Genomic DNA, 12,170 nt, shown 5'->3' on the forward strand with positions numbered 1-12,170 from the left:
TAATTGAAGAACCGAAGGAACACCGGCTACACCACTCAAAGGGACTTGACCCGTATCCCCGACGGTGGTGGGCATCGCATGCTTGGCCGACAGGCCGGAAAGAAACATAACACTGGCCATGGAAGACCCGGACGCGGGTACGCCTACCTGCATCACGCAGTCGATGATTATTCCCGGCTCGCGTATTCCGAGATCCTCTCTAATGAGAAGAAAGAAACTGCGTCTGGGTTCTGGGAACGCGCCCGTGCTTTCTTCGCCCAGGCCGGCGTAACCGTTTCCGCGGTGATGACTGACAACGGGGCATGCTACCGCTCACACGCCTTCAGAATTGCTTTGGGCCCAGAGGTAAAGCATCGATTTACTCGCCCGTATCGGCCGCAAACTAATGGGAAAGTTGAACGGTTCAACCGCACACTTACTGCAGAGTGGGCGTACGCGGCTATGTATGTCAGTGATGAAGCCAGGGCCGCAACGTACGATGCCTGGCTACATCACTACAATCATCATCGACCCCATACCGGGATCGGTGGGCAGACTCCCTCGGATCGTGTTCACAACCTCACTGGGAACTACAACTAGTCCTCGAGCAGCGCCATCGCGTTCACCTGCGATGAATCGACTCCCTTGATCCGGAGCGGCCCGAGCGTGACGAGCTTGATCGTCTTGTCCCCGATCGCCTTCATGCTCATGTCCTCGATGCCGACGATGATGTGGTCGGAGTAGTTGCCGAGGAGCCAGCGGTGCGCTTCGGGCCCCGATCGTTCGTCGGGGCGGCGATCGACATCCAGTCCATGCCGATGCAGTCGAGCTCGGGGAACTCTCCGCACAGCCACTTCGACAGGCCCGAATGAAGGCTGACGCCGTTGTTCTGGTACATGTGGGGATCGCTCGTCCGCTTCTCTTCGAAGCCGGTGCGGATCAGCAGGAGGCGCTTGCCCTTGAGGTCGCCTGCGAAAGGCTCGAGGTCTTCCTTCGTGACGATCTCGTCCGGGCCGTTGCGGTGCGGCAGGTCGACGAGCAGGATTTCCTCCCCCAGGTAGGCGAATTTCTCGATGGGCAGCTCGTCGAACGGCACCCCTTCCGTATTGAAGTGGCGCGGCCCATCCATGTGGGTCCCGAAGTGGTTCGGCAGGGAGATGAGGTGGGAGTTGAACGGCTTACCCGTCTCGGAGAGGTGTGTGTCTTGCTCGATGCTGATGACTGGCTCTCCCGGCCGGGCAACATCGTTGGGGTCGAGCACGTGCGACAGGTGTACGAACATCATTGTTCTCCTTCATTGTGAGCGTGACAACAAAGAAACCTTAGACCTCTGATCTCTCACAAGAGGGTCGGCTCATGCTCCGATGCTGGGGCCCGCCGAGACATCTCCCGGCGGGCCTCCGCGTCACCCGAATCGGCCGGACACGTAGTCCTCGGTGGCCTTCTTCGACGGGTTCGAGAAGATCTTGTCCGTCGTGTCGTACTCGATGAGATGCCCGGGCTTGCCGGTGCCCTCGATGTTGAAGAACCCTGTCATCGACGAAACACGGGCCGCCTGCTGCATGTTGTGCGTGACGATGACGATCGTGTAGTCCTTCTCGAGCTCCCGGATCAGGTCCTCGATCGCGAGGGTCGAGATCGGGTCGAGGGCAGAGCACGGCTCGTCCATGAGCAGCACGTCAGGCTTGACGGCGATGGCGCGGGCGATGCAGAGGCGCTGCTGCTGGCCTCCCGAGAGGGACGACCCGGGGCGTCCCAGGCGGTCCTTCACTTCCTCCCACAGGTTGGCGCCCCGGAGCGAGAACTCGACAAGCTCCTCCGCTTCCGACTTGCTCATCCGCTTCGAGTTCAGCTTCGCACCCGCCAGAACATTATCGGCGATCGACATGGTGGGGAACGGGTTGGCCCGCTGGAAGACCATGCCGACAGAGGCGCGAACATCGACAGGGTCGACGCCGGGGCCGTAAATGTTCTTGCCATCGATGATGGCATCGCCTTCGACGCGCGCACCGGGGATCACCTCGTGCATGCGGTTCAACGACCTGAGGAAGGTCGACTTTCCGCAGCCCGAGGGGCCGATGAGAGCAGTCGTGGCGCGGGGTGCGATATGCATCGAGACATCTTCGACAGCGAGAAAGTCGCCGTAGTAGATGTTGAGGTTCGAGACGTCAATGCCTTCGTTCACAGGTTTGTTCCTTCCGGGGGCCGCAAGGGCGGCCTACTTTTCGCCCTTCGGCGCGAACGCCTTGGCAATGATGCGGGCAACGAGGTTGAGCAGGAGCACGAGGAGAATCAGGGTGAGAGCGCCGGACCATGCGAGTTCTCGCGTGGCCTGATTCGACCAGGACGAGTACACGTAGGTCGGGAGCGTCTCCATGTATCCGGTGAACAGGTTCCAGTTGAACACGTTCGTCGTGCCGGTGGTGATGAGAAGCGGTGCGGTTTCGCCGATGATGCGGGCGACGGCGATGACGACGCCGGAGACGATGCCGGGGAGGGCGGTCCGCAGCACGACCTTCGTGATCGTCCGCGACTTCGTCACGCCCAGAGCATAGGAGGCCTCCCGGAGCTCGTTCGGGACGATCCGCAGCATCTCCTCCGTGTTGCGGATGACGATCGGAGTCATGAGGACGACGAGCGCGACCGAGCCCATGAAGCCAGTCTTCATCTGCAGCGCAGCTGAGGACCCGACGAAGTACTCCGCGATCGTCGGGATCATCGCCGCCGCGAACAGGCCGGCGACGATGGAGGGGATGCCGGTCATGATGTCGACAAGGAACGTGACGGTCCGTGCCAGGGGGCCGCGACCGTACTCGACAAGATAGACAGCCGTCATGACACCGAGGGGGACGGCGATCAGAGCCGTCGTGCCGGTGATGAGAAGCGTGCCCACGAGGGCGTGGCCCGCTCCCGTCGCGTGATCCGCGAGAGTGAGGCCGTTGCGGTCGTTCGTGAGGAACTCCCACGTCAGCTCGCTGTAGCCGTTGGAGATCACCATCCAGATAAGGGAGATGAGAGGCGCGACGGCGATGATGAACGCGGTGACGATCAGGCCGGAGACCATCCTGTCCGTCGCATACCGCCGGCCCTCCACCGCGAAGGAGATGATCGTGGAGAGGACGAGATAGAAGACGATCGTGAGAACAGCCGTCGCGGTGGGAGTGATGCCCTCCGTGCCCCAGCCGTTGAGCACCACCATCGCAGCCGCCGCCGCGAGCGCGATCGCGACGGGAGTGAAGTACCGGGGCAGTCGCTTGCCGTGGCTCACATCCTGGCGGGGGGTCTTTTCTTGCGTTGCGAGACTCATGCGTTGGCCCCCGAGAAGTCCTTGCGGCGGTTGACGATAGCGCGCGCGATGAAGTTGACGACGAATGTGAGAACGAACAGCAGCAGGCCCAAGGCGATGAGGAAGGGCTGTTCGAGAGACGGATTGTCCGGCGTGCCTGCACTGGCCTCGGGCCAGCGCAGGGCGATCTGGGAGGCAATGGTCGAATGCTGGCCCACCCCGAAGATCTTGAAGTTGATCTCAAGGCCTGCGGACAGGACCATGAGGAGCGCCATCGTCTCGCCGAGGGCTCGGCCGAGGCCGAGCATCGCGGCAGACACCATGCCGGAACGTCCCATGGGGAGGACGGTCATCGTGATCATCTCCCACCGGGTCGCTCCCAGTGCCATCGCGGCCTCTTCCTGCAGGCGCGGAGTCTGGATGAAGACCTCACGGCACAGGGCCGTGATGATCGGCAGGATCATGATCGCGAGAATGACGGAACCCATGGCAAGGTTGCGGGCGGGACCAGCCGACATGTCGACCAGATCGGGAGTGATCGGCCACCAGTCCCAATGCTCGGCCGCATAGTTGAAGCCGGGCAGGCCGCCCTGCCACACAGCATCCCCGTCGACCTGGACCTCTTCGCCGGCGAGGCGAACAAGCCACGGCCGGAACGTGACCTCGATCCACGAGAAGATCGGCCTCAGCATCGGCTCGAGGGTCGACATTCCCCACATGCCGTAGATGATCGACGGAATCGCGGCCAGCAGGTCGATGACATAGCCGAGGAACTGGGCGAGACGACGAGGAGCATAGTGGGAGATGAAGAGGGCGATGCCGATCGCAAGGGGTACGGCGATGACGAGAGCCATGAGGGAGGACAGGACCGTGCCCCAGAGCGCGCGTGCCGCGAAGCTCCAGAAGGAGATCGGCTCGCTGCCGACGCGGGCGAAGCCCACATCGGCCTGGATCTCCTCCATCGACGCCGTATAGACCTGATACGACTGGATGAGGAGGAAGAAGGCGACCGCTCCGAGCAGGACGAGGATGGCGATGCCGGCACCGTAGGCGAAACCCCGGAACGTCTTATCGCCCCGCGACCCGACAGATCTGGACTTCTTGACTTCGTCTCTCGTTGTCAAAGACACGCGAAACTCCTAACGCCCTGAAGGCGGACTGGCATCGTGCCAGCCCGCCGTCAGGCTATTGAATGGATTGCGAGAGCAGACTACTCGGTGACGATTGCATCGATGGCCGGAAAGACGCGGGACTGGAGGTCGTCGGAGATCGGGGCGTTGCCGCCGCCGGCGGCCGTGGCGGCCTGCTGACCCTCGTCGGATGCCATGTAGGAGAGGTAGCCCTTGACGTTCGCGGCTTCCTGGGCGTCCTCGTACTCGGTGCACGCGACGATGTAGGAGATCATGACAACCGGGTATGCGTCGGCGATGGAGCCGTCCCGCTTGAGATCCACCGTGAGGATGAGGTCCGTCGCGTCCGCGGTCGGCTCAGAGCCGTCGACGATCGCGGCCGCAGCCTCGGGTGAGTACGCGAGGAACTCGCCGTTGACCTCGACGTTGGCGGCCGGAAGGTCACCGATCTGGGAGGCGTCAGCGTAGGTGATGGCACCCTCGGTCTGGGCGGTCAGGTCGACGACACCGCTCGTCTTCTCTGCGGACTGGGTGCCCGAGATCGGCCACGCATCAGCAGCCTCGTACGGCCATGCCTCGTCACCGGCGGCCTCGATGATGTACTGGACGAAGTTCTCGGTCGTGCCGGAGTCATCGGCGCGGTTGACGGGGACGATCTCGAGATCGGGCAGCTCGACGCCCTCGTTGTCGGCGGCGATCGCCTCATCGTTCCAGTTCGTGATCTCACCGGAGAAGATGGCGGCAACGTTGGCGGCGGACAGGTTGAGGCTGTCGACACCCGGCACGTTGTAGGCGATGGCGATGGGAGAGATGTAGAGCGGAAGCTCCACGATGTCGGAGCCGCAGCGCTGAGCGGCCGCCGCGAGCTCTTCCTCATCGAGGATCGAGTCGGTGCCGGCGAACGAGACGGCCCCGCCGATGAACTGCTCGCGGCCCGTGCCCGACCCGGTCGGGTTGTAGTTCACGGTCACACCGAAGTCAGCGGAGAAGTTGTCGCGCCATGCCTGCTGGGCGTTCGCCTGGGAGGAAGCGCCCGATCCGTTGAGGGAGCCGGAGACGCCGAGATCTGCGATCGGGGTGGGAAGCTCGGATGATCCGCCGGCTTCGGTCGAAGCCTCGTCGTCCGCGGTCTCCTCTTCGGTCTGCTCGTCAGTCGCGTCTGTCGTGACGTCCGGGGTTTCCTCGCCTTCCGAGGTATCGGAGCAGGCGGCGAGAGTGACGGCAAGGGCACCGGCGAGTGCGAGCGATGCGGCCTTGCGAGAACGGGTGATGTTCACAGTGGATTCCATCCTTCAGATAGTGGGTGGAGCGCGGGGCTCCGGACCGAGATCAACGCTAGGCGCGGATGGTGACCAACAAACCCGTTCGAGGTTAACGAACGGTGAACGGTTATGTGATGCGGGACACAGGCGGGTGGTTCCTTCTCGACTTTCTAGGTCAAAACGGACGGACGCACTTTTTCCAGGGCGACGATGTGCGCCTTGTGCCCCTTGCGCTGGGAGACGTGCGCGATCAGCACCTCCCCGGTCTTCAGCCAGGGATCAGTTGTCGGAACCTGCTTGATGATGGCATGCGGAGCCCTGTTCTGGAAGGCTTCCACGATCGTCGGAAGCGTGGGCCGGTGGGCGCACACGGCAACGGCAGAATCGTTCTTCCGCAGGAGCTGATCGATGAGCCGGTAGACGGGGCGGGGCTTCTTCTCGTGGGCGGACTCGGTGAGTTCGTCCCGCTCCTCGATCTCCACGCCCACTGCCTTCGCGAACGGCCGCATGGTCGCCATGCACCGTTCCCACGGGCTCGACACGACCCTGGTCACGCCGTACGAGGACAGGAGTGGGATGAGCTCTTTCGCATGCTTCGCACCCACCGCAGTCAGCGGGCGGGTCTCTTCGGGGCCCTTCCCGCCTTTCCATGCGGAGCGCTTCATGGCCCGCGAATGCCGCACGACGAGGAGCGTCCACGTCGACAGCTTGTCATCCGCGTGCTGGTCCATGAGCTTGCCCAGCAGGTCTCGATCCGACTCCTGGGAGAGCATCCCGAAGGCCTTCTTCGACGACACCCACCGCACGTCGTCGATCTCGCTGCGCTTCGCGGGAGATACGGCTGGCCGCACTCGGTAGACAGCGGAATCGGTCGACAGCGGACATCCCACCCAATAGTGGGTGATCTTCTTCCTCCCATCGCCCAGCCGATAGGCCACTTTGCCGAGGGGCTGGCCGAGGGAGATGGCGACACCCGTCTCCTCCTCCACTTCACGCACGGCAGCGACCTGGACGTCTTCACCGTTGTGGAGCTTCCCCTTCGGGATCGACCAGTCGTCATAGCGCGGCCGGTGCACGAGGAGCACCTCGACATCCCGGCCCCGGCGGCGCCACACGAGGGCGCCCGCCGCGAGGACATCAGATCTCAACTCTTGACCTTCGACCGTGCCTTAGCCATGAGGTATTCCTGAATGTCGATGAGCCGTTCCCCGTTCTTGTCCGTATCGACCCGCCTCCAGCCTTCCGGCTCGAGATGCCAGGAGGCCGTCGTGTCTGCCGTCGCCATCTCCAGCAGCTCGATGAGGTGCGCGCTGTGCGCAGGATCGGAGATCTTGATGAGAGCCTCGACGCGACGATCCAGGTTCCTGTGCATGAGGTCCGCGGAGCCGATGAAGACATCCGGATCCCCCTCGTTGCAGAACGCGAACACACGGGAGTGCTCGAGGAAGCGCCCGAGGATCGACCGGACGGTGATGTTCTCGGACAGGCCTGGAATCCCGGCCCGCAGGGCACAGATGCCGCGAACCTGGATCGCGACGGGGACACCCGCCTGGGAGGCGCGGTAGAGCGCGTCGATCGTGGTCTCGTCGACAAGGGCGTTGACCTTCATCTTGATCCACGCCTCCTTGCCCGCCTGCTTATTGGCGATCTCGCGATCGATCCGCTCGAGCAGGCCCGGCCGCACCGTGCGAGGGGCCACCAGGAGGCGATGGAACTTCGTCCGCGGAGCATAGCCCGACAGCTGGTTGAAGAGTCTCGTCAGATCCTGCCCGACATCGCGGTTGGATGTGAGGATTCCCAGATCCTCGTAGCCTCGCGCCGTCTTCGGATGATAGTTGCCGGTGCCCACGTGGCAGTAGCGCCGCAGGCCGTCCTCTTCCTGGCGCACGACCAGGCAGATCTTGCAGTGCGTCTTCAGGCCCACGATTCCGTAGACCACGTGGACGCCGGCACGCTCCAGCTTCCGAGCCCACTCGATATTGGCGGCCTCATCGAAGCGCGCCTTGATCTCGACAATCGCCAGGACCTGCTTGCCGGCCCGCGCGGCCTTGATGAGGGAATCCACGATGGGAGAGTCACCCGAGGTGCGGTACAGGGTCTGCTTGACGGCGAGAACCTTCGGATCAGCGGCCGCCTGGGCGATAAACTGCTGGACGGAGGTGGAGAACGACTCGTAGGGGTGGTGGAGGAGGATGTCCTGCTCCCTGATGGCGTCGAAGAAGTTCGTCGGGGTGGACGACTCCACCTCCGCCAGGCCCTTCGGCGTGACGGGAACGAACTTCTTGTACTTCAGCTCCGGCCGATCCAGATCATGGATGACGTTGAGCCCCGTCAGGTCGAGCGGCGTCGGCAACCGGTACACATCCGAGTCTCGGACGCCGAGCTCCCGCACGAGCAGATTGAGGACATGGTTGGAGATCCCCTCCGCGACCTCGAGCCGCACCGCGGGACCGAAGCGCCGCCTCGTGAGCTCCTTCTCGAGGGCCGTCAGCAGGTTCTCGGCATCGTCTTCCTCGACCTCGACGTCTTCATTGCGTGTCACCCGGAAGGTGTCGTATTCGACGACCTCCATCCCCGGGAACAGAGCATCGAGATGGGCACCGATGACCTCTTCGAGCGGCACGTAGGCCGTATGCCCGCCGACCGTGGGAACATCCTCAGGCCGGTAGGGGCGCCCGTTGACATCGACGGCGATGAAGCGCGGGAGCAGCGGAGGAACCTTGACTCGCGCGAAATGCTCCTTGCCCGTCTTCGGGTTCCGCACGACGACCGCAAGATTGAGGGAAAGGCCGGAGATGTAGGGGAACGGGTGGGCGGGATCGACCGCGAGCGGGGTGAGCACCGGGAAGATCTGGCTGCGGAAGAACTTGCGGAGCCGATCGTGCTGGCTCTCGTCGAGCTGACCCCAGTGCAGGATGTCAATGCCCTCCTCGGCCAGCTTCGGCTTCACATCCTCCGAGAACACGCGAGCATGGCGATCCATGAGCTCGTGGGCACGCACGGCGATGCCGTCCATGACCTGCCGGGGAGACAGCCCCGCCACGGACTGCACTGCCAGCCCGGTTGCGATGCGCCTCTTCAACCCGGCAACTCGAACCATGAAGAACTCGTCGAGGTTGGAGGCGAAGATCGCAAGGAACCAGGCGCGTTCGAGCAGCGGCAGGCTCAGATCTTCAGCCTGTTCGAGGACCCTCTCGTTGAAGGCCAGCCAGGACAGTTCACGCTCCGCAAATCTCCCGTCCGGAAGGTCGGTCTCACCGTCATCGTCGCTCTGCTCGGCCTGCTCCGCGAGCGACGAGATGGGGACGGGAGAACCCGTCCGCGCAGCCGCCTGTATTCTGGCGCGCCGAGCAAGCTCGTCCTCCGTGTCGTCAACAGCATCCATTTCGGTTTCGAAATCGACAACATCGTCCGCGTCGTTCAGTGCCGCGTTGAGCTCACTATCCATATCGTTATCCTCCCACGTCACACCGGACGGAGAAATCCGTCCCACACTTTAGGCCAACTCGTATTGAATGTCGCGGCGCGCCACGTCGAAACCCGCCCGAGCATACGTCGCCAAGGCCGCTTCGTTATCGCCCTCCACATAGAGCATGGCAGTCGAAGCACCGCCCTCACGAAGATCGGCCAGGCAGTGCCGGGTGAGCCAGCCGCCCAAGCCCCTCCCCTGCCACTCCGGATCGATTCCGAGCACATAGAGCTCAGCAGGATCGCGCTTGAGCCAGTAGAAGCCGACCACGTCATCTCCCGCAACGGCGAGCGTGATCTCGCCGCCGCTGGCGGGAATATCGTCCGCCGTCATCGCACCCTGCTCGGGGTGATGCGCGAAAGCGCGAGCATTCACCGCGACCAGATCCTCAGCATCACGATCCGTATAGGGCCGCAGCGAGACATCGCCGCGCGCTTCTGGACGACCAGCATCCTGCAGGAGGGTCGAGAGCTGGCGCAGCTCGCGGACCGGGGCGAGGCGCGTGCTGGCCGCGAGCGCCTGCGCCGCGGGAAGATTGCCGTGCGACCACAGTCTCATCGGCGATACCGTCTGGGAGACGTGCTCGACGAGGTGCCTGCCGAGACCCTGATCGCGGTGGTCGGGGTGGACTGCCAGTTCACTGCCCTCCTTGCCCATGCAGGCAAGTGCGATCAGTCGATCCTCGTACATCGCCATGTAGCGCGCCGGACGGTCTTCGCGAACATCACGGTGGGAGGCTTCACCGAAAGCCTCCACACCGTCATGCTGTTCGACAAGAGCGGCGAACTCCGTGAAAGCATCGACCGGTGGTCGAGCTGTCGAGATCCGCATCAGTCGAGACGCCCATCGTCGAATGCGGCGGCGCCAAGAGTGAGCTCCTTCGCCGTTTCCAGCAGAGCGTCGTTGCGCCGCGTCACGTGGGTCGCAAGGTCGTGATTATCGGACGAGATCCACACGGCATCGAGATCACCGAGGACACCCGCGAAGGCACCCGAATCCGAGAGGAGCTCCGTGAAGCCCTCCGCGCCGGCTCCCGAGAAGACAGCATCCCATCGCTCCCGGATATCGGCGGGAGTCCATGGGAGCTCCTGTCCGTTCTCCTCGGCTATGGCCTGGCTTGCCGCGAAGCGGCGAGCCACATCTGCCGGTTCCCGGCGGATCCATTCCCGCAGGAGATATCCCCGCCACAGCACCCCGCCGAGCGTATCGGAGGGTGCGCGAACCCAGGCTTCAGCAACGAGATCGATGCCCTCTTCGTCGAGGAGCTCAAGGATCCGCTCACGAACATCATCATCGATGTTCTGCCGCGATGAGGTTGGAACGAGGGCTTGGGCTGCAGCATGGGCGATCTCGGAGATCTGGGCAGGATCCGGCTCGCCCGTGAGGTATTCGACCTGCTCCGGATCAATCTGGGCCGGCCTGCGTGGACGCTTGTTCATGATGTCCTCCCTCATTCGAAAGTTGAGTTTCTTTATTGTCCCTCATCACAGCCCGCGTATTCAGGACCTTCGCGAAGCATTTGAAGTGCTAGGATATTTTCGGTTCCGCAAGGAGCTGTGGGCCTCTAGCTCAATGGTAGAGCTCCGGACTTTTAATCCGTAGGTTGTGGGTTCGAATCCCACGGGGCCTACCCCCGTTTTCCCCGGTCTGTCACTGACAGGCCGGGGAAAGCTCTTTCTACCCGCTGCTCGGCGGAACGCTGTTTTGAAGCGGATATGACAATGCCAGTGGGCCGGAATCCGACCCACTGGCATTTGTCACGCTAAGGCTTAGCGCCTACGCGATGCTCCACGGTTGGACACACCGAGGTAGAGCGAGATGAGGACGATGGCGAGAACGATGGAGACGATCCACTTGAGGATGGTCGAATCGGAACCCATAGGGCCCTCGACGAGCCACCAGCCGAGCGCGGTGCCACCGGCACCGAGAATAACCGTCCACAGGACACCGATGTTCTGGTCGCCCTTCATGAAGAAGCGTGCGAGGGCACCAATGATGGCGCCAACAATGATCGTGGCGAAAATACCCATGGCATTTACCTCCTAGATTCTGGGAACTACCTGTATAGCTCCGTGCCTGTACACACTAAAGGGAAAATCGTCAGAGCGCGCGTTATGAGGACAATTGGGCTGAAATCGCCCAGAAGTGGGGATCTTTGAGGGCCTTTCCGCACTCAAGCGGGGGCGTGCTCAAGCCTTTCGGTAGCTTGCGATGAAGACTGCGAGGGAGATGAGCACAAGGCCAAGGAGTTCGCCGCTCGAGGGCAGCTGGCGCAGCATGACGAATCCGACGACCGTGCTCATGGCAGGGAGAATCGAGTTGAGGATCGCGAATGTCGTTGCCGGAACGTCTCGGAGCACGACTTGGTCGATGACGTACGGAACGGCGGATGACAGCAGCGCCACGAAGACGAGGGTCAGCCAGAACGAGAGTGTGGGACGGATCCCGACGAGTTCTGGCAGCGCGAGAGGACTGAAGACAATGGCGGCGCCTGCCATGGCGACCGCGAGCCCGTCGATCCCGTTAGCCGATCCAGCCACCCTGCTGCCGAGAAGCATGTACGCAACCCAGCACAGGCCTGCAACGAGTGCGAAGACGAAACCCAGCGCAACATCAGGATCTGACAGATCGAGACCCACCCAGGAGATGAGGAAGACGCCGGTGGCGACAAGGACGACCGCGATCGTGGATCTGCGCGTCCGCGCCGCGCTTGCGAGGAGGACGGGGCCGAGAAACTCGAGCGCAACAGCCGTGCCGAGGGGGATCCGGGCGATCGCGAGGTAGAAGAGGATATTCATCCCACCGAGGGCAAGGCCGAAGGCCAGGGCACGCAGCTTGTGAGGGTATGTCCAGGGCCGGCGCCAGGCGAGAAGAAAAAGGGCCGCGAAGAAGATTCGCCCCCATCCGACCGCCAGCCCCGACGCGGTGACGAAGAGGCCGATGGCGATTGAGGCGCCGACGTACTGGGACAGCCCCGACAGGAGCATGGCGGACACATTCTTCACCCAGCCAGTATGGCCCCGATCGGTCAGCCGTGCGTCATC

Annotated in this window: 11 protein-coding genes, 1 tRNA gene and 1 pseudogene; 2 read left to right on the top strand and 11 right to left on the bottom strand. The window is 63.1% G+C overall.

Features of this window, described 5'->3' with window-relative positions:
* Nucleotides 1-39 precede the first annotated feature (39 nt).
* Nucleotides 40-579: pseudogene (locus H2O75_RS09425) on the top strand (integrase core domain-containing protein); the annotation flags it as partial.
* A gap of 106 nt (nt 580-685) precedes the next feature.
* Here H2O75_RS09425 and H2O75_RS09430 read toward each other — a convergent pair.
* The 9 genes from H2O75_RS09430 to H2O75_RS09465 all read right to left on the bottom strand — a co-directional run bounded on the left by H2O75_RS09430 (nt 686) and on the right by H2O75_RS09465 (nt 10,565).
* Nucleotides 686-1,264: a cyclase family protein gene (locus H2O75_RS09430; protein WP_259365242.1), complete on the bottom strand. Its 579-nt coding sequence runs from the start codon at nt 1,262-1,264 to the stop codon at nt 686-688.
* 120 nt (nt 1,265-1,384) lie between these two features.
* Nucleotides 1,385-2,164 (bottom strand): phosphate ABC transporter ATP-binding protein PstB, encoded by a 780-nt coding sequence (pstB, locus tag H2O75_RS09435; RefSeq protein WP_182171311.1) that lies wholly within the window; start codon nt 2,162-2,164, stop codon nt 1,385-1,387.
* A gap of 33 nt (nt 2,165-2,197) precedes the next feature.
* Nucleotides 2,198-3,286: a phosphate ABC transporter permease PstA gene (pstA, locus tag H2O75_RS09440; RefSeq protein ID WP_182171313.1), complete on the bottom strand. Its 1,089-nt coding sequence runs from the start codon at nt 3,284-3,286 to the stop codon at nt 2,198-2,200.
* Entirely contained in the window at nt 3,283-4,395 is a 1,113-nt protein-coding gene (locus H2O75_RS09445; RefSeq protein WP_259365243.1) for a PstC family ABC transporter permease, read from the bottom strand. The genes pstA and H2O75_RS09445 overlap by 4 nt, the downstream gene beginning before the upstream one ends.
* Before the next feature lie 80 nt (nt 4,396-4,475).
* Nucleotides 4,476-5,672, bottom strand: a complete 1,197-nt coding sequence (locus H2O75_RS09450) for a phosphate ABC transporter substrate-binding protein PstS (protein ID WP_259365244.1) — start codon at nt 5,670-5,672, stop codon at nt 4,476-4,478.
* A gap of 155 nt (nt 5,673-5,827) precedes the next feature.
* Nucleotides 5,828-6,805 carry an NUDIX hydrolase gene (locus H2O75_RS09455; protein WP_182171317.1) on the bottom strand — a complete coding sequence of 326 codons (978 nt, stop codon included), beginning with the start codon at nt 6,803-6,805 and terminating at the stop codon, nt 5,828-5,830.
* Nucleotides 6,802-9,105 carry an RNA degradosome polyphosphate kinase gene (locus H2O75_RS09460; RefSeq protein WP_240161781.1) on the bottom strand — a complete coding sequence of 768 codons (2,304 nt, stop codon included), beginning with the start codon at nt 9,103-9,105 and terminating at the stop codon, nt 6,802-6,804. The genes H2O75_RS09455 and H2O75_RS09460 overlap by 4 nt, the downstream gene beginning before the upstream one ends.
* Before the next feature lie 48 nt (nt 9,106-9,153).
* Complete coding sequence (gene mshD / locus H2O75_RS10935; protein WP_259365245.1) at nt 9,154-9,957, bottom strand: mycothiol synthase; 804 nt, start codon at nt 9,955-9,957, stop codon at nt 9,154-9,156.
* Nucleotides 9,957-10,565 carry a hypothetical protein gene (locus H2O75_RS09465; RefSeq protein WP_182171319.1) on the bottom strand — a complete coding sequence of 203 codons (609 nt, stop codon included), beginning with the start codon at nt 10,563-10,565 and terminating at the stop codon, nt 9,957-9,959. Before H2O75_RS09465 ends, mshD begins: the two co-directional genes overlap by 1 nt.
* A 119-nt stretch (nt 10,566-10,684) precedes the next feature.
* Between H2O75_RS09465 and H2O75_RS09470 the strand changes: the two genes are divergently transcribed.
* Nucleotides 10,685-10,756: transfer RNA gene (locus H2O75_RS09470), tRNA-Lys, on the top strand.
* A 139-nt stretch (nt 10,757-10,895) separates the two neighbouring features.
* Here H2O75_RS09470 and H2O75_RS09475 read toward each other — a convergent pair.
* Both H2O75_RS09475 and H2O75_RS09480 read right to left on the bottom strand, forming a co-directional pair.
* On the bottom strand, nt 10,896-11,156 hold the full coding sequence (locus H2O75_RS09475; protein ID WP_182171321.1) for a GlsB/YeaQ/YmgE family stress response membrane protein: 261 nt from the start codon (nt 11,154-11,156) through the stop codon (nt 10,896-10,898).
* 159 nt (nt 11,157-11,315) lie between these two features.
* Nucleotides 11,316-12,131 carry an EamA family transporter gene (locus H2O75_RS09480; protein WP_220462727.1) on the bottom strand — a complete coding sequence of 272 codons (816 nt, stop codon included), beginning with the start codon at nt 12,129-12,131 and terminating at the stop codon, nt 11,316-11,318.
* Nucleotides 12,132-12,170 lie beyond the last annotated feature (39 nt).

This window comes from Flaviflexus equikiangi, from assembly GCF_014069875.1.
Classification (GTDB): domain Bacteria; phylum Actinomycetota; class Actinomycetes; order Actinomycetales; family Actinomycetaceae; genus Flaviflexus; species Flaviflexus equikiangi.